Genomic DNA, 24,308 nt, shown 5'->3' on the forward strand with positions numbered 1-24,308 from the left:
AAGAAAATTTTAAAGGGGGACTGCCGTCGGAATCAGCCATGAGATCCGGCGGCAGTTTTAGAAGGTATTTGGGTATGAACAAAGAGAAGAAAGAAGTAGTAAAGGTAAATCAGATTACGGAAGGTGTTATCTGGCAGCAGATTCTGATCTTTTTCCTGCCGATTCTGTTCGGAACGTTTTTCCAACAGCTTTACAACACGGCGGATGCATGATTGTCGGACACTTTCTTGGAAAACAGGCACTTGCGGCGGTCGGCGGAACGACAGGTACACTGATCAATCTGCTGGTCGGATTTTTCGTCGGCCTTTCGAGTGGTGCGACAGTTGTTATTTCACAGCATTACGGAGCCAATAAAGAGGACAAGGTTCAGTGGGCAGTGCACACGTCCATTGCCTTTTCCATTCTCGGAGGTATTGTGCTGACGGTAGTCGGCATTGGCTGTTCGAGATGGATGCTCGATCTGATGAACACGCCGGATGATGTTGTAAATTATGCGCTGATTTATATGCGTGTTTATTTCCTTGGAACCATCGGAAACCTGATTTACAACATGGGTTCCGGTATCCTGCGTGCGGTCGGCGACTCGAAACGTCCGCTGCTGTATCTGATCATCTGCTGTATGACCAATATCGCGCTTGACTTTTTATTTGTTGTCGGTTTGCAGATGGGTGTTATGGGCGCGGCGCTTGCGACCATTCTGTCGCAGATCATCAGTGCGGTTCTTGTTATGGGCTCTCTGATGCGGACCAGAGACATTTACCGGCTTCATCTGCGGAAAATCAGCATTGACTGGATTATGCTCAAACGGATTATCCGCATTGGTTTTCCGGCAGGCGTACAGTCAATTCTGTACTCGGTATCGAACGTGATCATTCAGTCTGCTGTCAACTCGCTGGGAACCAACAATGTGGCTGCGTGGGCGGCTTACGGAAAGGTGGACGGTCTTTTCTGGATGATGATCAATGCGCTCGGTATTGCGGCGACAACCTTTGTCGGTCAGAACTACGGTGCGAAAAAGATGGATCGTGTACACCGCGGTGTGCGCACCAGCATGATCATGGCATTCCTGATGACGGGTCTGATGGTTGTGTTTATGTGGTTTATCGGTGATACACTGATTTCTCTGTTTACCACAGATACGGCGGTGCGTGAAATCTGTCACGGACTGATCCATTTCCTGGTTCCGACCTTCTTTACCTACATTTCCATCGAAATCCTTTCCGGTGCACTCCGCGGTGTCGGAGATGCATGGATTCCGATGTTTATCACCGGAATAGGAATCTGCGGTGTGCGTATCGTGTGGATGACGGCAGTTCTGCCGCATTTCCACTCCTTAAAAGGAGCAGCCTTCTGCTATCCGCTGTCGTGGGTGATCACAACGATTGCGTACTTTATTTATTACCTGTTCTTCAGCCAGCTGAGTAAGCGGAAAGAATTGAGGAGTATCTAACAGAATGTTCAAACTGTATTAACAAAACTGTGCTATCATAAAAATATCAGTGTCAAAAGGTCAAAAAACCGATGCAGGAGGATTTTTGAACTCGGGACACGGCAAAAAATGAGTAAGTAGCCATTTTTCAAAGAAAAATGAGCGGATTACAAAGGAAAGACAGGTGGAACGTAAGATGGTAAGTGAAAAAGTAACGATTGTCAATTCGTCAGGTCTGCATCTTTTAAACGCGGTAAATTTGTCAAACAGTGTAAGCCGGTACAAATCTTCCATGTCGTTTACCTATGAAAACAACGGGATGCAGGGAACGGTTAATTTAAAGAGTATTTTGAGTATCGTTGCCGCAGGAATCAGGCAGGGAGACACTATTGAGATCTGCAGCAGAGGAGAGGATGAAGAGGAAGCACTTCGGGCGGCCATTGCCGCAATTAAAAGCGGGCTCGGAGAGACGCCGGAGTGAGGAGATAGGAACATAGAATAGAAATAAAGAAAAGGACCTCGCTTTTTGAAAAAACGGAATGGGAAACCGGACCGTATTTCAAAAAGCGAGGTTTTTGTGTGGCGGCAGATAAAAGATTCCTGCCTCGGGGGGGATTTCGAAAGCAGGGATGAAAAGATAAGCTGCGAAGCAGCTCTTCGGCTATGAGCAAGCAGCGAAGCGGATTGCGAATATCCGTTTGACAACAGGAGGTATAAGGCCGGAAAAAAGTGTCTACACTCTGGATAAAGCAAAAATGCAGAGAAAAGGAGTGTAGAAAAAATGGCAAGGCAGAAGAAAATTGATCTGGAACATATGACGGAGAAGGAGAAAATGAAATACGAAATCGCAGGTGAGCTGGGGCTTTTAGAACGCGTGCTGAATGACGGCTGGCGATCACTCACGGCAAAAGAAACGGGACGGATCGGTGGCCTTGTGACACGGAGGAAGCGGCAGATGGCGGCGGAAGGAAAGAACGAAAACGAAGAAAAATAAGCGGTACCGCAATTTTTGCAATATCCTCAACAGTTTTGACCATAGATTTTTCCTGTGAAAGCGTTATAATAAAAACAAGGAATGGGTGGTGCCGCGCCAAAGTCCGTGTCTGCACGAGACCCGGCGACTGCCGCGATACCCTGAGAAACTCGCAGAGCGTGTTTCGGATCGTTTGGAGAAGTGAGGGAAAAGTTTATGGAAGCAAAAAAAGAGAAAAAGTATATGTCGGATATCCATCTCGAGGATTATACCGAACAGTACGAAACGGGATTTGCCACAGTGGACACGATGATATTTGAAGGGGGAAGAAGAGAGGAGCTGCTGAACGGCGGCTGGCATTATGCAGTCGATCAGTACGATACCTGTCTGCGCCAGAAATGGTACAAAGAGAGATACCGCGACGAAAAAGGCTTCACTGTGCCAATCGACTATTCCTTTGACGAGTGGCCGGTGATGCAGCTTCCGTGCAGCTGGAATACCATCGATCCGATGTATCTCCTGTATGAGGGAAGCATGGTCTTTACGAGAAAATTTTCCTATATCGCAGAAAGAGAGGAAACAGTCTTTCTGAAGGTGGGCGCAGCCAATTATCTGTGCCGCGTTTTCTTAAACGGAAAATACGTCGGTATGCATCGCGGCGGATCGACACCGGCGTTCTGGAATATCACAGAATACCTGAAAGCGGAGAACCGCATCGTGCTTGCTGTTGACGGAACGAGACGGCCGGAGCAGGTGCCGACCGAGAATACCGACTGGTTCAACTACTGCGGCGTATACCGCGATATCGCACTGATCCGTGTTCCGAAATGCCATATCAAAACTTTTAAAATTGCGCTTGTGCCGGACGGAACATTTGGACATGTTATGGCGAAAGTGACACTGTCGGAAAAAATCACAGCCAAGGCAGAGCTTGTCATCGAGGAGCTTGGCGTGAGCCGGAAAATCCAGCTGGAAAACGGAGCTGGAGAAGTTGTTTTTGATGCAAAACCGGAGCTTTGGACACCGGAAAAACCGAAGCTGTATGATGTAAAAGTAACCTGTGGAACCGATACCGTCAGCGACCGGGTCGGCTTTCGTGAAATTCGCGTGAACGGCAGAGACATTCTGCTGAACGGAGAGCCCGTTTTCCTGCGTGGTATCAGTTGCCACGAAGACAGCGTGGAAAACGGAAAAGGCCTGACAAGAGAGGAACGGATCGAAAATATCCGCATTGCGAAAGAACTGGGATGCAACTTCATGCGCCTTGCACATTACCCGCATAACGAAGAAATGGCAAAACTCGCCGACGAGCTTGGGCTTCTTTTGTGGGAGGAAATTCCGGTTTACTGGGCAATTCGTTTTGAACGTGAAAAAACATATGAGGATGCCAAAAATCAGCTCCGCGAACTCATCAACCGTGACTGGAACCGCGCGAGCGTGATCATCTGGTCTGTCGGAAATGAGAATGCCGATACGGATGAACGGCTGAAATTCATGAGCGCACTGGCAGAATGCGCGCATCGGGAGGATGAGACGCGAATGGTGTCTGCGGCCTGCCTGGTTAATGCTGCGAAAAATAAGATTGAGGACCGTCTGATGGAATACCTTGACATCATCGGCATCAACGAGTACTGCGGCTGGTACACCCCGGATTTTGCGATGCTGCCGGCACTGATGGAAAACAGCCAGCCGGACAAGCCGGTTATCGTAACGGAGTTCGGCGCAGACGCGCTGCCGCATCACCATGGAACCATCTCGGACAAAGGAACCGAGGAGTGCCAGGCGGATGTGTACGAAAAACAGATTGCAACGCTGCGGAACATTGACTACATCAAGGGCATGACCCCCTGGATTCTCTACGACTTCCGCTGCCCGCGCAGAACAAGCCTGATCCAGAAATATTATAACCGGAAGGGGCTGCTCTCTGAGGACAAAAAGTACCGCAAACCGGCATTTTATGTGTTGCAGAAATTTTATGAAGAGCTGAAAAGAAAAGAACAGTAGGGGCAAGAGCTTTTCAAAAAGATCAGCCGACTTGCACGGTTGATGATATCAAACGGAACAGAGAAAAAAAGACAAGAACAGACAAAAACAGATGGTATGAAATTAGCTTTGAAGTCCGATTTCATACCATCTGTTTTTTCACTGCAACAATCCGCCGTAGGCGGAGAATCCGGCAAGTGCTGTGTTATGCTTTTTTCTGTGCAGCCATCCACTCCAGAATCGGAGTCTCTTTTCCGTCCGTCATAACCGGTTTGCCGTCATAATCGAGGACACACTCATCGTTCAGCATCGGGATCCAGGACCAGTGGCCGATGTATTCGAATGGGGTGCCGTCTGCATTTTTCTGTGTTCCGGTGTGATCGAGTACCTTGTCCCAGTAGGTGAAGTGTGCATTCGGATTGACCTTTGCCAGACGCTCATAGGTCGGAACGACAAAGTCATCCGGAACGACAACCGGGTCGGTTTTTGCGTGTGTAAACCAGATCGGCAGATCTTTGAGCTTCAGAATATCTTCATCGGAGATAAATGCATCCGCCAGAGCCTCGCAGACCGGATATGCGGCAGCGTAGCGGGACGGGTTGAAAATGATCTGTTTCATGGTCATAAAGCCACCGTTGGAGCAGCCGCCGATGTAGATGCGGGAGCGGTCAATCTGCGGATGGGCATCCACGAAAGCACCGATCAGGGCATCGAGAACTTCGGTATATTTGGAAGAACCGTCTTTGGTATATTCGCCGGTTCCGTCATCCATCCACATGGTTGGAGCCTGTGGAGCGAGCAGGTAGGTCTTGCCGCCGAAAATTTTCTGAATCTTTGGGGAAATCAGGTTTACAACTTTATTTCCGATTGCTGCAATCGGCGGTTCCTGTCCGCCCTCACCTGCGCCGTGCAGCCAGATGATCAGCGGGATTTTCTCATCCGCATCCATTTCCGGCTCGTAGTAAACGTAAGAGAGCGGAATCTGCGGATCATCGTAGCGGTCTTCTTTGAGCCATTCACCGTAGATGACGCGGTTTCCGCCGTCTACGTCGAACGTCTGCGGAGAAATGGCATCATCGTCTGTTGCAATTTCAGAGGTCTGTGTCACATCGTAAGCAACATTGACAAATACATTAAAATTACCGTTGAATTTGATGATGGAGCCGATTCCTTCCATGATGAAACACGGCAGCTCCAGCGTCAGACAGGTACCGTCCTCGCACGGTGCACCGGTTTTGTCAGAAACGTAAACGTTCGAAACGCGGCGTGTGCCGTCCATGGAATCATCCGGTTTGTCACCCATGAAATTCGGCCAGACAAAGTTCTCACCCTCGGTGGATGTACGGGTAACGTGTACCGTAAACTGCTCCGGAGATGGGGCCGCACCCTTCATGCTTTTGCCATAATCCAGAATTATTTTCGAAATATGCGGACCGAAATCAAAAACTTCGGTAATGGTATAATAAGTTCCGTTCATTTGTAAAAACCCTCCTTTGGTACGGAATGTACGCTCAGAGTCTTTCTGCACTTGCTTTTGCGACTGACAAAAATCATCTCACAAAATCAGGTACAGAAAAAGCTTGAGAGTACAGTTGTTTGCATGGGCAGAAAAGACGGTATTGGGAATGATAGATTTTTTCTGCCCTACAATACCAGTCTACTACAGACATTCCGAAAGAAAAAGTACAAATCAGAGATAAATTTGCACGGAGATGCTTTTTCTGTGTTTTTGTTTCCGGAACGGAAAAAGTCTGATCGAAACAGAAACAGCAGAAAAGTGTCAAAAAACAGCAGAATCGTTGTTTTTCGTATTGGAGCCGTATGGAATAATAAAATCATACAAGGAAAAAGGGAGGTTTTACGAGATGATTACAAGACTAGAGGAGATTCCGGTAACGAAAGAAAGCTATCCGTTTGCCAGTGCGGAGCGTTACCTGAAGCTGTCGGAGCGCGGCTATGTGGAGAAGGAATATTATATGTATGGAACGGCAAATGTCTACGAGACAGCCGACGAGCGCGGCGGCGTCCGTGTGCGCACTGCGGATGCGCCGTATACAAACCGCATCATTGTCCGCGCACCGCAGGACACTGCAAAATGCAGCGGAAACGTTGTAGTGGAGATCATCAATCCAACGAGTTTTATGGAGATTGACCGCATGTGGATTCTCGGCTGGAAGAAATTTGTGCGGGACGGAGATATCTATGTGGGAATCACAAGCAAACCGAATACGATCGCAAAAATGGTAGAGTTTGATGAAAAGCGTTACGGCTGTCTTTCCTGGGCTAACCCGACGCCGGATGTGCCGTTCTCGGAGCGACTGCAGGTCACAGGCGGACTCGGCGATCTGAATCATGATTACGAAACGGGTCTTTTCTGGGATATGCTGACAGACCTGGCGTGGCTGCTGCGCGGCGATGAGGAGCAGAATCCGATTCGGGAATATAAGAGAGAATACGTCTATTTGACGGGCTGGTCACAGTCGGGTTCGTATCTGTTCCGCTATCTGAACAGCTTTGCGTATCGTCCGGAGGTGGCACGCGGTGCGTGTGTATTTGATGGCTACCTTTCCGGAGGAGGAGTCCATTCCCTTGGTATTCCGGTCAACCAGTATGAAACCATGGCTCCGTACCATTACAGTCTGACACGTGTGGAAAAGGCGCGCGAGCCGTTTATCGCTGTGCAGACGGAGAGTGAAAACGGAAGAATGGAAGCATGGCGCATTGCCCAGCAGGACAGCGATGATCCGGAGTTCCTGTTCCGCCAGTATGATGTGACGGGTGCAAGCCATGACACTTCCTATAGCTATGTGGACTACTATCAGAACGATCCGGATCTGGTGCGGATCAACCATCTGCCATTCTATATGGGAAAAAATGAGGAAGGAAACGACTATCCGTCCCAGATTCTTTTTGCGGCAGCATTTCGGAATCTCTTTACCTGGGTACGGACAGGCGCAGCTCCGGCGCACTGTGACCGGATTGCGATTGACAGCGACGGAGAAAACAAAAAGGATGCGTTCGGAAATACGATCGGTGGACTGCGTACCTGCCTCCTTGACTATCCAACCGGAAGATACAGCAATACCAGCGACATTGAAAAAGGCCAGAATTTCCTGGATCCGGAATCGGAAAAGGAAGGATTGTTCGGTTATCAGCAGGCGTTTTCGAAAGAAATGATAAAAGAGCTGTACGGAACATTGGCACATTACCGGGAAATGGCGGAGAAAAACACGAAAGAGCAGGTAACGAAAGGCTTTGTCTGCCGCGAGGATGCGGCGGAGCTGGTTGAGATTGCCGTGCAGCTTGCAAAGAAACGCGGACTGGAATAAAAAACAATAAACAATAAACAGTTACAGTAAAATCAGATTCGAGGAGCGTGCCCGAAAAAAACCGGGCGCGCTCTGCGCAGATAAAGGAGAAAATAAAATGGGGATGAAAGCAGAACAGTGGCGACAAATTATTTTATCATTTGAGAGCAAGAAAACATACAACAATCCATTCCTCGATGTTTCCATCTGGAGTGTTTTTACGGGACCGTCGGGAAGAAGGATCAGAAGAGAAGCATACTGGGACGGCGGAAATACCTATCGGATTGCCTTTGCGCCGACCGAAACCGGAATGTGGAGTTATAGGTTGGAAGCACCGGAGGAGACGGGACTTTCCGGAGTGCAGGGAACGATCGAATGTATTCCATACGAAGGAAATCTTGCTATCTATCAGCACGGATTTCTGAAAGTGCATCCATCAGGAAGATATCTGACGTATGCAGACGGAACACCGTTTTTCTGGCTCGGCGATACGCACTGGGAATTTGCCTTTGGTGAGCGGTGGGACGAGTCGAACCATCCACAGATGACGAGCATGTTCCGCGGCATGGCGGACCGCAGGAAGGAACAGGGTTATAACGTTTATCAGACAAACCTTCGAAGCGACAGCTGGAAGGAGCACAAGAGCCGTTACTGGAAAACGGATGCCGCAGATGATGTGCCGGATGTGGCATTTTACCAGAACGAACTCGACCGCCGCATGCAGTATCTCGCTGACCTCGGCTTTATCAACGCGCTCGGTTTTGCCTGGTCCGGCTCGATCGAGCAGGGTGTGGAGCACCAGAAACATCTGGCGCGCTATATCATTGCCCGCTATGGTGCCCTTCCGGTTGTGTGGACGCTGGCAGGCGAAGTGGCAGGCTACTTCCCGGGAAAGCCGCGGGAAACAGCCATCAAAGGCTGGCGCGAGGTCGCAAAGTATGTGGAAAAAATGGACGGATATGGAACACTGCAGACCGCACATTATACGAATGAGCGTCCGTTTGCAGATTACTATTATGACGAATCGTGGTTTGATTTTGTGCTGAATCAGGCCGGACACGGCGATTTTCCGATCAATCCGTCCTGGTACCGTACCTATTGGAAGGAACACGGAACAAAACCGTTCATTGAAGGAGAGTCTCTGTATGAATACTGTTCCACACTGGAAGAAAACGGAACCCGGCTCTGCACCGATGCAATGCTGCGCCGCGTGGCATATATGGCAGTCCAGACCGGCGGCTGCGGCTATACGTACGGTGCGCAGGGAATCTGGGATAATATCTGGGAGGTAAGTGACATCAACCCGGATTTTAATGCATTCAACAAATTTGGCATCACCTGGCGAAAGCCATTGACGGCCCCGGAGGCGCACAGATGGGATATCTGAAACGTTTCTATGAGGAACATCATTTTGAGGAGATGGTGCCTTACGATCCGGCAGAAGCAGAGGAGAGTATCAGCCCGTTTGTCAATAAGCTTGCGACTGCCACGATCAGCCGGGATAAAACAAGAGCACTGATTTATTACGGAGAGATGGATGGCACGAGTACACCGCTCGCAGGCCTTTGCGACGGAATCTATGCAATTTCCTGGTTTGATCCGAGAACGGGACAGACAGAAAAAGCAGAAATCCAGGTGGAAGTGCGTGGAAAGTCGTGCATTATGCCAAAGAAACCGGCGGCGGGAGACTGGATGCTGATAGCAGAATGCATAGAAAAAACTGAAAAGTGATCATAAACTATACAAAATGCGGAAAGAAACCGCAGAAAAGTGCAAATTCATCGCAGGATTGTTCTTTTTTGGAGGTAAGAAAGCAGATATAATAAGATCATCAAATGAGTCACGGCCGAAACTCAGAAACGAAATAAAGCAGCAAGACAAAAAGATAAAAAGCGAGGACGAAAGAATGAAAAAGAAAGTAGCAGCGATTTTCATGGCATCCATTATGGCATGCTCCATGGCTGCATGCGGAAGCAGCGGCGGAAGTTCAGATTCCGGAAAGACAGATTCTAAGGATAAGAGTACCGCATCCAGTACAGCAGAGAACGGAAGCGGAGAAGTGGAAAAAATCATCGTAAGCTTCCCGACCTGGACGGGTGCTCCGGCAGATACGGAGAAAGTACAGGAAGCCATCAATGATATCACAAGAGATAAGATTGGTGTTGAAATTGAACTTTCCATTACTGATTACGGTTCCTTTAACCAGAACACGACGCTGGCGCTTTCCGCAAACGAGGAAGTCGACGTGCTTGTTTGTGTAGGATTCCCATATCAGACCGGAATTCAGCAGGGATATCTTTCCGATCTGGAAGAGAACGATCTTCTTGCAACGTATGGACCGGACATCGCAGAAGCAGTTGGACAGGATAACATTGATGCCTGCCGTGTGAACGGAGTTCTCTATGGCCTTCCAAGCAACCGGGACATTGCACAGGGACGTGGATGCGCAGCGATCGCAACCGAGTATCTCGATGGTATTGGCTACGAAGCAAACACAGACGATGAGATCGTAAAAATCGGTCTGGATGAATTAAACGATATTTATGCACAGCTGCATGAGAAATATCCGGACAAAGAGGTTTATCGTCCGACAACAGGTTCTATGTCGCAGTTCTCTAACGTAGACTCCCTTGGAGGAAATGTGTTCGGTGTGCTGCTTGACTATGGCCAGAACCTTGATGTTGTAAATCTCTTTGAGAGCGATTTCTACAAGGATTATTGTGCAAGACTGTATGACTACAATCAGAAAGGCTATATCAGTGCCGATGCATCGACCGATACAACAGCAGTCGGAGAGCTTGTAAAAGCCGGAACTCTGATGAGCTATACCACAGGCGGAAAGCCTGGCATCAAAGCGCAGGAGACTACACTGACCGGTCGCGATATGACCATCTTCCAGACACTGGATGACTATATCAGTTCCACATCTGTGGCTAGTATGCCTTGGACCATTCCGATCTCTGCACAGCATAAAGAAGCAGCCATGAAATTCCTGAATGAGTGCTACACAAATGCCGATATCGCAAACCTTCTGGCATGGGGCATCGAGGGAACACATTATAAAATTGGCGATGACGGACTTGCTACTTATGCAGACGGTGTAGATGCATCCAACTCCGGATGGAATCATTCTATGGGATGGATGATGCCGAACCAGTTCCTGACCCATGTATGGGAAGGAAATGATCCGGATCTGTGGACAGAGATGAAAGAGTTTAACACCAATGCAAAGGTTTCCAAAGCAAGCGGTTTCTCCTTTGACAGCACAAATGTGGCAAACGAGCTCACAGCAGTACAGAACGTATACAACGAGTATCAGACCAGCGTAGAGTACGGCTTTGTAGACCCGGAGACCGGAATTGCTGAGATGAATGATAAGATGATGACTGCAGGCCTCCAGAAGATTATCGACGAGAAAAAGGCACAGCTTGCAGCGTGGCAGGAAGCAAACAAATAAAGTTTAAGAATTTAGATCAAAAAATGACTGCGCCGTCCCAAAAACAGGACGGCGCAGGTTGTAAGAAGAGAAAAATCTGTCAAAACCGGAACGCGTCATGACCGGCTGCGGATAAGAAAAAAGGAGAAGGAAAAACATGGCAAGAGTGAAAAGTCAGAAGGGCCAGAAAAGACGAAAAACATTTGTACGTTTTCTGCCGATCTATATTCTGATGCTGCCGGGCCTCATTTATCTGTTTATCAACAATTACATGCCTCTGCCGGGTCTTGTGATTGCATTCAAACAGTACAATGCCGGAAAAGGCATCTACGGAAGTCCATGGGTAGGACTGAAAAACTTTGAATATCTGTTTACGACAAGCGATGCCTTTGTTATTACACGAAATACCATTCTCTACAATGTGGCATTTATCGTAATCAACACAACACTGGCAATCGCAGTAGCTATTGTCTTGAGTGAACTGGAAGGAAAACGGAAGAAAGTTTACCAGAGTGCAATTCTTCTTCCGAACCTCCTCTCCACCGTTATCATCGGATATCTTGTTTTTGCATTCTTCAGTGTAGAAAACGGATTCATTAACAACACGATTTTAAAGGCGCTGGGAAAAGATCCGGTTTCCTGGTATTCGGAACCGAAATACTGGCCGTTTATCCTGGTTTTTGTCAGTGCATGGAAGTCGGTTGGCTACAACTGTATTGTGTATCTGGCAACACTGATGGGATTTGATAAATCCTTCTATGAGTCAGCCAAGATCGATGGTGCAACGAGATGGCAGCAGATCAAATATATTACCCTGCCGCTTCTGCGTCCGACCATTATCATGCTGACCATGATGGCAATCGGAAGAATTTTCTACTCTGACTTCGGTCTCTTTTACCAGGTGCCGATGAACCAGGGAGCTCTGTATTCCACAACAAACACAATTGATACCTACGTATATCGCGGACTGCTTCAGATGGGCAATGTTTCGATGTCTGCCGCAGCCGGTGTTTACCAGTCGATCGTAGGATTTATTCTGGTGCTTGGCGCCAACCTGCTGGTACGTAAAATTGACCGCGACAGCGCGCTGATCTAGGAGGAACGGTATGAAAACAAGAGAAGATAAAATTTATAGCTTTTTCGGCCATCTGATCATGACAATCCTGACACTGCTCGCGATCATTCCGATTCTGTTGATGTTCATTTCCTCATTGACTGACAATGCAACTCTGTTACAGAATGGATACTCTTTTCTGCCGGAAAAGTGGAGTACCTATGCTTATGAGTGGGTATTCACATCCAGCAGTTCCATGGTAATCAAAGCCTATGGAATGTCCTTTATCCTGACCGCAACCGGCGTTGTATGCAGCCTTGCACTGACAACCTGTCTGGCCTACGGCCTTTCGAAAAAGGGTCTGCCGGGACGAAATGTCCTGACCTTCCTGGTATTCTTTACCATGCTGTTTAATGGAGGCCTTGTACCGACTTATATCAATTACACGACCGTATTCCATGTGAAAGATACGTTCTTCGGGCTGCTGGTTCCGTCTCTGATGATGAGCGCATTCAACGTTCTCCTGATGAAGAGCTACTTTGTCACCGGTGTGCCGGATGAAATTCTTGAGGCTGCCTATATTGACGGTGCAAACGAATTCCAGACTATGTGGAAGATCGCCATTCCGCTGTCCAAACCGATTATTACCACCGTTGCCATGTTCTCCGGTATCGCTTACTGGAATGACTGGAACAATGGTTATATCTATCTGACAAAGAGAACGGATCTCTACAGTATCCAGAACCTGCTGAACCGTCTGATGCAGAATATTCAGGCGCTGACGCAGAACGCCAACAACATGGCGCAGGCAGGCGAAGGCCTCTCCCAGATCCCATCCGGAACGGTTCGTATGGCGATGGCAGCACTTGGTATTCTGCCGATCATGATCATTTATCCGTTCATCCAGAAAAACTTTGTAAAAGGTATTACCCTTGGCGGCGTGAAGGCTGATAAAAAAGTAAGTGAATCCAAAAAATCCGGCTTTCCGATATGCAAAAGGAAGGCCGGATTTTTTTAATTTCTAAACTGCCGTGGTGTCATGCCCGTCGATTTTTTAAACTGGCGGGAGAAGTACGAAATATTCTGGAAGCCGCAGGTGATGGCAATGTCGCGGATGCTCATTTCGCCCTTTGCGAGAAGCTCCTTGGAGCGAGCAATCCGGCGGTCGATGATGTAGTTGATGAGAGAACTTCCCGTGTCTTTTTTGAAGAGATGGGACAGATAATCGGCGTTCAGATACACCATGGCCGCAAGCGTATCGCGATCCAGCTCGTCGGAGAGGTGCGATTCGATATATGCCTTCACGGTGGCAACAGCCGTGTCCTGGGAAGCGGCTGCCTGACGGCTTTGTGTGAACAGCAGAAGACTGTTGGAAATCCATTCTCGTAAAGCACCAAACGAGGAGAAGGTCTGCTCCGGGGAAGCAACGGTAATCTGGCGGCGGAAGGCTTCGTCTTCGCTGCCCGGATGATCCATCTGGCGAAACAGCAGCTGCAGGAACTGATAGTAAAAGCCGGTCAGAAATTCCCGCGTAGCGGTGCCGGAGCTTTTCATCTGATTTAAGAAAGCAAAAATCTCAATCTGAAGCTGTTCCGTTTTTCCGGATGTGAGAAGATCGGACCAGCGGTCAGATGGAATCGGCTGAAAAGGTGTCTGAACAGGAGCTTCGGTTTCAGCGGCAAGATCGAAAACGTGATTTTCGTAGGTGACATTCTTTCCGGCGAAGGCTTTCATGGAAAGAAAAGTTTTTCGCAGGTCTTCCGGGAGACAGACCTTCTGATCAACGAAAAAGTTGATCGAGAACGGAAAGTGTGTCACAAAGTCGGTCAGGGCCTGACGACATCGGCCAATCACGGCGTCCCGAGAGTGTGTGGAGGCCGGGAGAAGCAGAAGATAAAAACCGTCCAATGCGCGGATCGTCAGGGGAAGCTCGGAAGCTTTGAAAAAATATTCACGGACAATGTTTTTTAAGGCAAATTCATACAGGGTACGGTTGTCGGTCGGAGAAAAGGAGTTCGTCTGTCCGGTCTGGATCAGAAGCGGATAGAAGGGCTGATGAATCAGTTTGACATCCAGACGGCGATAGCGGATTTCATCCACACTTCGGAAGGAGCAGAGGAAATACTGCCATTTAACAGGTCGAGGAAAAACTGTTCCGCAAGCGGGAGCTCACTTTCCTTCCAGTAATTGGCATGAAGGGTGTTGACGCGGTCCTTTTGCTGCTTTTCACATTGCGCACAGGCTTTGTCAAGAGCTTCCAGAAGAGCATGGTCGTCCAGCGGCTTCAACAGATAGTCACTGCTGGAAAGCTTCATAGCGCGGGAAATATATTCAAATTTTGCATAGGCGGTCAGAAAAATGCAGACGGTTTCGTAGTGTGCCTGGCGGATTTGGTCCAGCAGTTCGAGGCCGGAGCCGCCGGGCATCTCGATATCACAGATCATCAGATCAATCGTATGTGCGGAAAAGATTTCCAATGCCTGCGTCATATTGTAGGCACAGAAAATCTCGAAAGAGTCCGGGCGTAGTGTGCGGATTTTGTTGGAGATGCTTTCAACGGTATAATATTCATCGTCTACAATTAACAGGTTCATAATAACCTCCCAAAACATATTTTTAGCTGTTCCGGTTATCCGTCGATGCGGAAAAAGGGAACGTAAGGAAAATCAATGGTAATCTGAGCGCCTGCGCCGGGGCGGTTGCCAAAAGCAAAAGCTGCGTCGGGAAAAATCTGGCGGAGGCGGAGCACCACGTTTGTGATGCCGATGTGTTCCTGCTCGGAGTTTACATAGGTATCAAGCTTTTGCAGCACGGCAAGTATATCCTCGGAAAAACCGCATCCGGTATCCCAGATACAGATATGAAGACGGGTACACTGATTTTCTTCCTGCGCGGTGATATCGATATGCATGTCCAGCACTTTCCCCATAACGACCTCATATTTGATCGTGTTTTCCACAAAGTTCAGGAGTATAAGCGGCACAACCGTTGCATTTTGCAGCGATTCTTCGCAGGAAGGGAGCAGGCGCAGCGCGCCGGGATAGCGGATGGAGGAAAGCTCCACGTAGTTTTTTACAAGGTTTAGCTCTTCTAAAAGCGAGACGGTCTGGCCGGAGGAAAGCGTATAGCGCAGATGTACACTCAGGTTCTGAAGCATCTGCCGTGCCAGGTCCGCATGGTTATTTTCAGTCAGCTGATAAATGGTGTTCAGGCAGTTGATCATAAAATGCGGCGTGATCTGCTGCTTCAGGTAAAGCGCTTCCAGCTTCTGACGGGCGAGCTGTTTTTCGTAATTCGCGATTTTCAGATCATCGATCTCTTCGACCATATCGTTGAAAGCGGTCGTCATTTTCCGGAATTCGTCGAGCATAGCGTCATCCGGAATCCGCACCTTGAGATCACCGCCGCGGAGCTGTTCCAGCGCATGCGTCAGCATGTGAACCGGGTGAAGAACCCAGCGGTGCAGGGAAGCAGACAGGAGCAGCCAGATTACGAACAGACCGAGCGAAACGATCAGGGCGAGAAGATAAAAGCTGCTCTGATATTTGGTGTATTCCGAAGCCTTTAAAAGCAGGGTCAGCGACAGCGGTGTTTCGTTCAGTTCATGTGAAACAGCCATCCAGGAGGTTCCATCAATGTCGTAGGAAGGATATCGTCGCCATTTCAAGCGGGGAGCCTCCAGGCGGACATCGTTTGACGGGGTGCGCAGAAGAAGGGGACCATCGGAAAAATACAGAAGACTGTCCTGCGTTTTTGTATCGACCAGAGTGCCAAGGAGTGTATCCGTGGAAATGTACGCGCCGAGCAGATATCCGTTCAGGTTCAGAATACGGACAAGGTAATATTTCCCGTTGATTTCGTTGAGATTCCATACAGAGGACGGATCCTCTGTTTTGGCGATTTCACGGATATAGTTCCAGAGGAACGGTGTCGGGTTGGTGGTCTGGTCATAGAGGACCAGGGCATCTGTGGCTTCCTGATAGCAGAAAAAGCCGTCTACGGTATAGTTTGGCGTTGCGTTTTCAAAGCTTTTTTTGATTCGGTTTAATGTGATATACCAGTTGGTTGTCTGTGGTTCTGCTGCGCGGAGGGAAAGAAGATCGGCATCATTTAATGCGAAAACATAGAGGTAGGTTTCCGTGCGGGAAAGATTTTCATCCAGGCTTTTCTGGTACAGAACCAGTGTATTTTCCGAGTTCTCATGGATCCGCTCAAGCATCAGACCGAAAGCGGCTGTGTTGTTGTACGCGACAAGCGCGCAAAAAAGGACGATCATGACTGCAAGCAGAACAAAAATACGAAAACCAAGTGAGTGTATGGAAATTTTGGAAAAGCGTTTTTTCAAAGGACCATCTCCTCTCCTGTACATGTTAGATATATGCTGAATTTTGAGCCAGATAAAAAGAAAATGCCGGAACTGTTCAGCAAAAGGTCCGGCAGACTCTATGGGAAAGTTTACAATAAAAGTGAAAAAACGTCAATAAATACAAGGAAAAAAGAAATAGATATCGGCAAAAGTGATAAAAAAATAACTGAATTATTGTTTAAAAGTTTAATTTAAAAAGATTGACTATTCAAAATACATTTAGTAAAATTAAATTATCACGATACGAAGCAATACTTATTTTAGAAAGGTGGAACGTATGTTACAGTCTTATACCGAATATGTAAAACGATATGGAATTGCAGAACTGGTTTTCAGGGGACCGTCCGAGGGAAATCCGTTTGCGGAGCAGTGGGTGAAAGGAACGATGGCAGGTCAGGCAGAGGAAAAGCATGCCGAGGGCTTTTATGACGGAAACGGCGTATACAAGCTTCGCTTTATGCCATCCTGCGAAGGAACGTATGAGATCACCGCGGCAACAAGCTGGGGCGATGAGGCGAAGGTGACGGTGGAGGTCAGCGCAGCCGATGAAAACTGCCACGGTCCGGTTCGTGTGGCAAACACCTATCATTTTGCTTACGATGACGGAAAGGAATACTACCCGTGTGGTACGACCTGCTATGTGTGGGAGCTGCAGAGTAAGGAGACACAGGAGAAAACGTATGAAAGTCTTGCAGCTTCTCCATTCAACAAGATCCGATTCTGCGTTTTCCCGAAGCACTATGTCTACAATTTAAAAGAGCCGGCACAGTATCCGTTTGAAATTCGTGAAAACTCTCCGTGGTCTCCGTCTGATTTTGAGACAGAGAAGCTGGAAAAAGCTCCGCGCAATATGTTCGGCGGCATTGATGCCATGATCGAAAACCCGGATGAAGTATGGGATTATACCCGTCCAAATCCTTCTTATTTTGAACACATAGAAAATACGATCGTACGCCTTGGCACCATGGGAATCCAGGCTGATCTGATTTTGTTCCATCCGTACGACCGCTGGGGCTATTCACGCATGAATCTGGAGCAGCAGAACTTTTATTTAAGATACGTTGTTAACCGTTTCAGCGCATACCACAATGTATGGTGGGCTATGGCAAATGAATTTGACCTGTTCCGCTGGAAACCGGTATCCGAGTGGGAGTCCAATGCAGAAACCGTCTGCCGTCAGGATCCGTACCGCCATCTGCGCTCCATTCACAACTGTATGACCATGTACGATCATTCCAGGGGATGGATCACGCACTGCAGTCTGCAGAGAATCGATCTGTACCGTACCGCAGAAAATGTGGAAATCTGGCGCCCGCAGTATGGAAAACCGTGCGTACTCGATGAGATTGCATATGAAGGAAATCTTCCGTTCGGCTGGGGAAATATCAGCGGCGAGGAGATGACACGCCGGTTCTGGGAGGCATACACCAGAGGTGGATATGGCCAGCATGGAGAGACGTATGAAAATGAAAACGGTGTGATCTGGTGGTCACACGGCGGAGAGCTGAAGGGCGGAAGCCCGGCGCGAATCCAGTTCCTGCTGGATATTATGGAAGAAAACGGGGGCTATATGGAGCCGCTTCCGGCATTCTTTGATGAGACCTGCTGCACAAACAGCGCAAGCCATCCGAGAAAGGACTGCGTGATGTACTATTACGGTGCCAACCGCCCATGCCGCCGCCCGTTCTACATGCCGGAAGGCCAGGAGTTTGATGTGGAAGTCATCGACACCTGGAACATGACGATTACCCCGGCAGGCCGTCACAGCGGAGAATTTACGATCGACATGCCGTCAAGACCGTATATGGCTGTGCGACTGGTGAAAGTGAAATAAAAATGTGGGAGAGGAATCTTGAAATTCGGTTCTGCATATGATATAGTATATGTAGCTGATAAGAGAAATAAGTGACATGTGTTCACAAAGCGAACCCCCAGCAGCGGCAACTGCTGGGGGTTCTTCCCTATTTTACGGAAGGGCATCCGCCTGGGCTAATTGTCACCATGTTTTCCGTCTAGCCACTTGCAGATATAGTAGCTGATTACACCTGCTACAACGGAAACGATAAGAGAAATAAGTATAGACATGCGCTCACCCCCTTCCTGTTGCCAGTTTGGGAGGCGACAACAACGTAAGTATAACATGGTATAGGAAGAAACGGTTTGAAAAAATAGAACGCATATTTTGATGAAGTTGCACAAATATGAAAAAAGTCTATTTTGATCTTGACAACCCTCCTCACATATGATATCATACCACCTGTATCACGCCGAAGACAGCAGGTGCCGCAAGGCGTAAGTTTCAAACGCCTGCCGAGGAGAAGTTACACAAGGTTCATGTTATGGAATTTTGAGATCTCTTCGCCAATCTTCGCGAAGAGCTTTTTTTATACTTCCAAAGCGTAGGTACGAAATACTACAAGGAGGTGCAATCATGGCAATCAATGCAAAAATCGATCTGAAGAAGCCGGTCCTGGAAGAGATCAGCGCACAGGTAGAAGGCGCACAGTGCGTGCTGCTGGTAAACTACAGCGGATTAACCGTTGCTCAGGATACTCAGCTGCGTAAAGAGTTAAGAGAAGCAGGCGTTCATTACAAAGTATACAAAAATACAATGATGAAACGTGCATTCGCTGGTACTGCTTTCGAGTCTCTTACCAAAGACCTGGATGGCACAAACGCTATCGCAATCAGCAAAGACGATGCAACAGCTCCGGCAAGAATCATCGCTAAATTTGCAAAAACCGCTCCGAAGCTGGAGATGGTTTCTGGTGTTGTAGAAGGAAACTACTACGACAAAGCTGGAATGGAAGCACTGGCAAACGTTCCGTCAAGAGAAGAACTTCTTGGCAAACTGCTTGGAAGCATCCAGTCCCCGATCGCAAACCTGGCTCGCGTCCTCAACCAGATCGCAGAGTCCAAAGGCGGCGCAGCAGAGGCCTAAGCCTCAAGCGGGCAGCGTGAAATACGCAGCCTGAGAACATTATTCAGAAAATATCCAAGGAGGAAAATAAAATGGCAAAGTTAACAACCGCAGAATTTATTGACGCTATCAAAGAGTTATCTGTATTAGAGTTAAACGATCTTGTAAAAGCATGTGAGGAAGAGTTCGGCGTATCCGCAGCAGCAGGCGTTGTAGTTGCAGCAGCAGCAGGCGATGCAGCAGCAGCTGAGGAGAAAGACGAGTTCGACGTAGAGCTGACAGAGGTTGGCCCGAACAAAGTTAAAGTTATCAAAGTTGTACGTGAAGCTACAGGACTTGGCCTGAAAGAAGCTAAAGAAGTAGTTGACGGTGCTCCGAAAGTCCTCAAAGAGGGTGCTTCCAAAGCAGAAGCTGAAGAGCTCAAAACTAAACTTGAGGCTGAAGGCGCTAAAGTTACTCTTAAATAATTTAAGCGTAAATCAGAATCTATGGACGCACGGCGGGATTTCCTGCCGTGCGTTTTTTTGAACTGGCAATAAAGTTAAAAATTGCCGAAAGGTATGGTGATGCCATGTGGTATCAAAATGTAATTGCGACCGTGGAGATAAAATTGAGAATGTGATCTATTTATACAAGACATTTAAGGAGGAGTATAAGGGCTAAATATCCTCATGACAGAAAGACTCCGAGAGTACAGAAAGAGAAAACGGGAGGAACGAAAAATGCAGGTACATTCCGTTCTGGAATCTCTACAGCAGGGAATCCTGATCTGCGATCAGCACAGCAGGATTGTGTTCTTTAATCAAGTCTACAGCGATTTCATCGGCGTTCCGCTTGAAACCGCGAAAGGTCATAAAATCACGGAGTACCGCAAATCTGCCATTGCTCCGGAAGTCATTTGGAGCGGCATCCCGGTCGAGGGAATGGTGCGGAGAGAGGGAACACAGGAATACTTTGCAAGTGTTTATCCGATCTGGGAAGAGCATCATATCCGCGGAAGCATCTCAATTGTGACGAGTCTCGTACAGTTTGAAAAACGGGAATCAGAGGCTCACATGACGCTGGAAGAGCGGGTGCGCCGCTTTGAACGGCAGGAGATCAAAAATACGTTGTTGCTGTACGGACGGGATATGGAAGGGAAGCAAAAAGCGGCAAAGGAACTCGGAATTTCGCTGGCAACGTTATACAATAAAATCAAAGAATAAGACAGAAGGAGAATGAAATGCCGGAATTTCTGCAGCTCTGTGGCTTTGTGGTATTTTCTGTCTTTGCTGTAACAGAACTCACATAAAAGAGGGATCATGATTTCTAAAATTTTAGAAATTACGATCCCTTTTGTAGTATCTGCCCGGATATCGCATTACAATGATCTCAGATCAAAGAAAGCGAGGCCATAGAACATGAAAAAAATCAGAATCGGAAGCGGCGCAGGCTATGCGGGAGACCGCATTGAGCCGGCAGTGGAGCTGATGGAAAAAGGAAATCTGGACTACATTATTTTCGAGTGTCTGGCGGAACGCACCGTTGCGATCGGGCAGCAGGACAAAGAGAAAGATCCGTCGAAGGGTTACAACCAGCTGCTCGACTACCGAATGGAAAAAATTCTCCCGCTGATGGCGAAAAACAAAGTAAAAGTTATTACCAATATGGGAGCTGCCAACCCGGTATCTGCTGCAGAACGGACGTGTGAAATTGCCAGAAAACTGGGTGTCGGTGGATTGAAAATTGCCTGTGTGACCGGCGATGATATTACAGACGAACTGGATAAGTATGAAAATGAAAAAGTGCTGGAGGATGGCACGCTGTTAAAAGAGAAAAAAGATGTTCTGATTCTGCGAATGTCTATATGGGTGCGGAGGGCATCACAAAAGCGTTGGAAGAGGGCGCCAATCTTGTCATTACCGGTCGCGTTTCCGATCCTGCACTGACGATCGGACCGCTGGTACATGAGTTCGGATGGAACATTGACGACAACCCGGATCAGATGGGACAGGCGGTTCTGGCAGGCCATCTGCTGGAGTGTGCCGGACAGGTGACAGGCGGCTATTTTGCGGATCCGGGCTACAAGGATGTGCCGGATCTGTGGAAACTTGGATTCCCGCTCATTGAGATCGACGGGACAGGCGCATTTACCGTGACAAAAGTCGAGGGAAGTGGCGGACTGGTGAGCGTGGATACCTGTAAAGAGCAGATGATCTACGAAATCCACAACCCAAAGGCTTACCTGACCCCGGATGCAACAGCGGACTTTTCAAAGGTGACGTTCCGGCAGATCGGGGAAAACCAGGTTCGCGCCGAGCATGCGACAACGCATGGAAGACCGGAAACTTTGAAAGTGAGTGTCGGCTACAAGGACTGCTTCATCGGTGAGGGTGAAATTTCCTACGGCGGAAGCAACTGTGTGGCACGGGCGGAGCTGGCGGCAGAGATTCTGGAGAAGCGGATTGAACTGACAGGCATCGAGCTGGAAGAGTACCGTACTGATTTTATCGGATGCAATTCCCTGTATCGTGATGCAATTTCCAAGGAGATCGGAAGTGGAACTCTGTGTGAAGTGCGTCTCCGCGCCGCAGGCAGAACGAAAGACCGGAAAAATGCCGTTCTGCTGGCAAACGAGGTGGAGGCTCTCTATACCAACGGTCCCGCAGGAGGCGGCGGAGCAGTGAAACGGGTGTCTGAGATTGTCTCGGTCTGCTCAATTTTTGTGCCGCGCGATGCAGTAGAAGCAAAAGTTACATTCCGGGAGGTATAAGGCGATGAAATTAAAAGAGATTGCACATGCAAGAACAGGCGATAAGGGCGAGATCTCCAATATTTCGGTGATCCCGTATGATGAGAATAATTATGAAATGCTGAAAGAAAAAGTAACAGAAACACGCGTAGCAGAATACTTCCGCGAAATCTGCCACGGAAAAGTAACCCGCTACGAACTGGACGGAATCCATGCGCTGAACTTTGTCCTCGACAAGACACTCGGCGGCGGTGTTACAAGATCGCTGGCGTTGGATAAACATGGAAAGACACTCGGTATGGCACTGCTGGAAATGGAGGTTTAGGGCAATGGCAGAAGATTTTATGACGGCTGCGGTAAAACGCGTAGAAGCACAATTTGCGAAAAGCGGCGTTTCCGAAAGCTGTGCAGCATTTGAAAGAAAAGACAGCCAGATCGAGATGCGCGATGGTGTGAAGCTGCATACAATCTATTATTTTCCAAGGGAAGGCGGATCAGGAGAAAACAAGAAATATCCCGTCATCCTGACTCGTACCTGCTATCCGGGCAACGACCGTATTCACCGTGCCTACGGTGAGGGACTGGCGCGCAGGGGTTATGTGTATGTCTACCAGTATTGCCGTGGCAGAGAGCAGTCGGAAGGAAAATGGGAGCCAAACATTAACGAACGGAACGACGGCATCGACACGATGAATTACCTTGTAGAACAGCCATGGTGCGAGATTTTAGGCTACTGGGGTCATTCCTACACGAGTATGACCGGCTGGGCTTTTGCCGATGCCGCGGAAGGAAAGGTTGCTGCCATGTTCCTTGAAGATTATGGAACCGACCGCTTTACCTCAGCCTACGAAAAAGGTTGCTTCCGCCACGATATCCTGACGGCATGGTCGATGGAAAATGCAGAAAAACCGGTGTCCGCCGATTACCGCGAAAGCTGTCGCTATCTGCCGCAGGTCAAGGTGGATGAAGCTCTTTGGGGACAGCGTGTTCCGTCCTACCGCGAATACATCACAAGCCCGAGCCCGGATGCGGCACTCTGGCAGACGGGCTGGTGGAAACAGTTGCGGGAAATCCCGTCAAAAACGAAAGTCCCGATCTATCTCTTGAGCGGCTGGTACGATCATCACCACGGCAGTAGTATGAAAACGTGGGAGCGCCTGAACGAGGAGACGAAACAGCACAGCTGGCTGGAAATCGGTGCATGGAACCACTTTTTCCAGATTTGTCTTGAAGATAAAGAGGTGCTGCACCCGCAGAATGAAGAAATTCCAAAGATGCTGGAATGGTTTGAGCTGACGCTGAAACAAAAAGAAATCCCGACGCAGCGGATCCGTGCCTATGAAATCGGAGCGGACCGGTGGATTGACATCGTATCCGACCGACTGGGAGAAGAAGGAACTGCGGGAAACATGACGCTGTATCTGGATGAAAAAGCATTGCGGGCAGACGCGCCGGAACGGGAAAAAACGAGAAACTACACGTTTGACCCGGCCACTCCGGTCGAGAGTATCGGCGGAGAAGCCCTTCTGCATACGATGCCGCAGATCGGCAGCCATCTCCAGCCGGAACCGGACTATCGTGAGGATGTCCTGAGTTTTGTATCAGAACCGCTGGAAGAAACTTTCACGCTGAACGGAAAAGCTTCCGTCCGTCTGTTCGTGGAAAGTGATTGCGAGGATACGGCATTTACCGCTAAAATCATGGAGGTAACGCCGGAAGGAAAAGCGTACAACATTCGTTCCTCGATTGCAACATTGGAGCAGGGAAAAACGGAGGCCGGAGCCTATGAGGCGGGCAGCGTGGCAGAGGTACAGATTACTATGTGGAATATTGTATACACGATTCCAAAGGGTTCCTGCATTCGTGTAGATGTTTCCTCCTCCGACTTCCCGCAGTACCATGTCCACAGCAATCAGAAAGGGCTGTGGTCGGAAAAAACGGAAAATAAAATTGCACATCAGACCATTCATATGGGCAGAAAAGCTGCTTCCTGCGTGATTTTGCCGCTGATGAAAAAACAGTGAACCGTAACGGTAAAGCGGACATCGGGAAAAATCAAAAAGAAAAAGTAGCATAATCCATTCTTTTGTGATATAGTGGAAACACTA

At 48.4% G+C, this 24,308-nt stretch carries 21 protein-coding genes, 1 pseudogene and 1 other annotated feature; of the genes and pseudogenes, 18 read left to right on the plus strand and 4 right to left on the minus strand.

Annotation, left to right across the window (positions count from 1 at the left end; translation table 11 throughout):
- Positions 1-74 precede the first annotated feature (74 nt).
- The 4 genes and pseudogenes from DWZ60_RS04480 (at position 75) to DWZ60_RS04495 (ending at position 4,406) form a co-directional block, all read left to right on the plus strand.
- Positions 75-1,450 (plus strand): annotated as a pseudogene (locus tag DWZ60_RS04480) (MATE family efflux transporter).
- A gap of 175 nt (positions 1,451-1,625) precedes the next feature.
- Positions 1,626-1,910, plus strand: coding sequence for an HPr family phosphocarrier protein (locus DWZ60_RS04485; protein WP_117510358.1), 285 nt, complete (start codon positions 1,626-1,628; stop codon positions 1,908-1,910).
- Positions 1,911-2,210: 300 nt separating this feature from the next.
- Entirely contained in the window at positions 2,211-2,423 is a 213-nt protein-coding gene (locus tag DWZ60_RS04490; protein WP_055220834.1) for a small, acid-soluble spore protein, alpha/beta type, read from the plus strand.
- A 195-nt stretch (positions 2,424-2,618) separates the two neighbouring features.
- Positions 2,619-4,406 (plus strand): glycoside hydrolase family 2 protein, encoded by a 1,788-nt coding sequence (locus tag DWZ60_RS04495; RefSeq protein WP_119221311.1) that lies wholly within the window; start codon positions 2,619-2,621, stop codon positions 4,404-4,406.
- A 184-nt stretch (positions 4,407-4,590) separates the two neighbouring features.
- Here DWZ60_RS04495 and DWZ60_RS04500 read toward each other — a convergent pair whose 3' ends face one another.
- Positions 4,591-5,862 (minus strand): prolyl oligopeptidase family serine peptidase, encoded by a 1,272-nt coding sequence (locus tag DWZ60_RS04500; protein WP_119188690.1) that lies wholly within the window; start codon positions 5,860-5,862, stop codon positions 4,591-4,593.
- A gap of 388 nt (positions 5,863-6,250) precedes the next feature.
- Here DWZ60_RS04500 and DWZ60_RS04505 point away from each other — a divergent pair, with 388 nt between their 5' ends.
- From DWZ60_RS04505 to DWZ60_RS04525, 6 genes are all read left to right on the plus strand, one after another.
- The gene (locus DWZ60_RS04505; protein WP_119221342.1) at positions 6,251-7,714 is read left to right on the plus strand and encodes an alpha/beta hydrolase domain-containing protein; all 1,464 of its coding nucleotides are present in this window, start codon (positions 6,251-6,253) and stop codon (positions 7,712-7,714) included.
- Between the two features lie 97 nt (positions 7,715-7,811).
- Positions 7,812-9,080 (plus strand): apiosidase-like domain-containing protein, encoded by a 1,269-nt coding sequence (locus DWZ60_RS04510; protein WP_243038210.1) that lies wholly within the window; start codon positions 7,812-7,814, stop codon positions 9,078-9,080.
- Positions 9,068-9,424 carry a putative collagen-binding domain-containing protein gene (locus tag DWZ60_RS17870; protein ID WP_243038211.1) on the plus strand — a complete coding sequence of 119 codons (357 nt, stop codon included), beginning with the start codon at positions 9,068-9,070 and terminating at the stop codon, positions 9,422-9,424. The genes DWZ60_RS04510 and DWZ60_RS17870 overlap by 13 nt, the downstream gene beginning before the upstream one ends.
- Before the next feature lie 175 nt (positions 9,425-9,599).
- Positions 9,600-11,150 carry an ABC transporter substrate-binding protein gene (locus DWZ60_RS04515; RefSeq protein WP_158576307.1) on the plus strand — a complete coding sequence of 517 codons (1,551 nt, stop codon included), beginning with the start codon at positions 9,600-9,602 and terminating at the stop codon, positions 11,148-11,150.
- Between the two features lie 136 nt (positions 11,151-11,286).
- Positions 11,287-12,225: an ABC transporter permease gene (locus DWZ60_RS04520; protein WP_119221313.1), complete on the plus strand. Its 939-nt coding sequence runs from the start codon at positions 11,287-11,289 to the stop codon at positions 12,223-12,225.
- A 10-nt stretch (positions 12,226-12,235) separates the two neighbouring features.
- The gene (locus DWZ60_RS04525; RefSeq protein ID WP_119221314.1) at positions 12,236-13,201 is read left to right on the plus strand and encodes a carbohydrate ABC transporter permease; all 966 of its coding nucleotides are present in this window, start codon (positions 12,236-12,238) and stop codon (positions 13,199-13,201) included.
- Here DWZ60_RS04525 and DWZ60_RS04530 read toward each other — a convergent pair.
- The 3 genes from DWZ60_RS04530 to DWZ60_RS04540 are packed head-to-tail and all read right to left on the minus strand — an operon-like array spanning position 13,198 to position 16,528.
- The gene (locus DWZ60_RS04530; RefSeq protein ID WP_119221315.1) at positions 13,198-14,283 is read right to left on the minus strand and encodes a helix-turn-helix domain-containing protein; all 1,086 of its coding nucleotides are present in this window, start codon (positions 14,281-14,283) and stop codon (positions 13,198-13,200) included. The genes DWZ60_RS04525 and DWZ60_RS04530 overlap by 4 nt on opposite strands.
- Positions 14,244-14,777 (minus strand): response regulator, encoded by a 534-nt coding sequence (locus DWZ60_RS04535; protein WP_158576309.1) that lies wholly within the window; start codon positions 14,775-14,777, stop codon positions 14,244-14,246. The genes DWZ60_RS04530 and DWZ60_RS04535 overlap by 40 nt, the downstream gene beginning before the upstream one ends.
- A 35-nt stretch (positions 14,778-14,812) precedes the next feature.
- Complete coding sequence (locus DWZ60_RS04540) at positions 14,813-16,528, minus strand: sensor histidine kinase (protein WP_055266927.1); 1,716 nt, start codon at positions 16,526-16,528, stop codon at positions 14,813-14,815.
- 298 nt (positions 16,529-16,826) lie between these two features.
- Between DWZ60_RS04540 and DWZ60_RS04550 the strand changes: the two genes are divergently transcribed.
- The 8 genes from DWZ60_RS04550 (at position 16,827) to DWZ60_RS04580 (ending at position 24,224) form a co-directional block, all read left to right on the plus strand.
- A complete protein-coding gene (locus tag DWZ60_RS04550) occupies positions 16,827-18,383 on the plus strand; it encodes a DUF5605 domain-containing protein (RefSeq protein WP_119221318.1) in 1,557 nt (518 codons plus the stop codon).
- Between the two features lie 415 nt (positions 18,384-18,798).
- Positions 18,799-18,943: a sequence feature (ribosomal protein L10 leader region), on the plus strand.
- Positions 18,944-18,980: 37 nt separating this feature from the next.
- Positions 18,981-19,490: a 50S ribosomal protein L10 gene (gene rplJ, locus DWZ60_RS04555; protein ID WP_055227784.1), complete on the plus strand. Its 510-nt coding sequence runs from the start codon at positions 18,981-18,983 to the stop codon at positions 19,488-19,490.
- Positions 19,491-19,561: 71 nt separating this feature from the next.
- The gene (rplL, locus tag DWZ60_RS04560) at positions 19,562-19,936 is read left to right on the plus strand and encodes a 50S ribosomal protein L7/L12 (RefSeq protein WP_022462823.1); all 375 of its coding nucleotides are present in this window, start codon (positions 19,562-19,564) and stop codon (positions 19,934-19,936) included.
- A 255-nt stretch (positions 19,937-20,191) separates the two neighbouring features.
- The gene (locus DWZ60_RS04565; RefSeq protein ID WP_158576311.1) at positions 20,192-20,674 is read left to right on the plus strand and encodes a helix-turn-helix domain-containing protein; all 483 of its coding nucleotides are present in this window, start codon (positions 20,192-20,194) and stop codon (positions 20,672-20,674) included.
- Positions 20,675-20,869: 195 nt separating this feature from the next.
- Complete coding sequence (locus DWZ60_RS19275) at positions 20,870-21,397, plus strand: acyclic terpene utilization AtuA family protein (RefSeq protein ID WP_330422104.1); 528 nt, start codon at positions 20,870-20,872, stop codon at positions 21,395-21,397.
- Positions 21,316-22,221 carry an acyclic terpene utilization AtuA family protein gene (locus DWZ60_RS04570; RefSeq protein ID WP_330422105.1) on the plus strand — a complete coding sequence of 302 codons (906 nt, stop codon included), beginning with the start codon at positions 21,316-21,318 and terminating at the stop codon, positions 22,219-22,221. The genes DWZ60_RS19275 and DWZ60_RS04570 overlap by 82 nt, the downstream gene beginning before the upstream one ends.
- 4 nt (positions 22,222-22,225) lie before the next feature.
- Positions 22,226-22,525, plus strand: a complete 300-nt coding sequence (locus tag DWZ60_RS04575) for an AtuA-related protein (RefSeq protein WP_055227777.1) — start codon at positions 22,226-22,228, stop codon at positions 22,523-22,525.
- 4 nt (positions 22,526-22,529) lie between these two features.
- Complete coding sequence (locus DWZ60_RS04580) at positions 22,530-24,224, plus strand: CocE/NonD family hydrolase (protein WP_158576313.1); 1,695 nt, start codon at positions 22,530-22,532, stop codon at positions 24,222-24,224.
- Positions 24,225-24,308: the final 84 nt, after the last annotated feature.

Origin of the sequence: Blautia sp. AF34-10 (genome assembly GCF_003477865.1) — a bacterium.
GTDB lineage: Bacteria > Bacillota > Clostridia > Lachnospirales > Lachnospiraceae > Fusicatenibacter > Fusicatenibacter saccharivorans.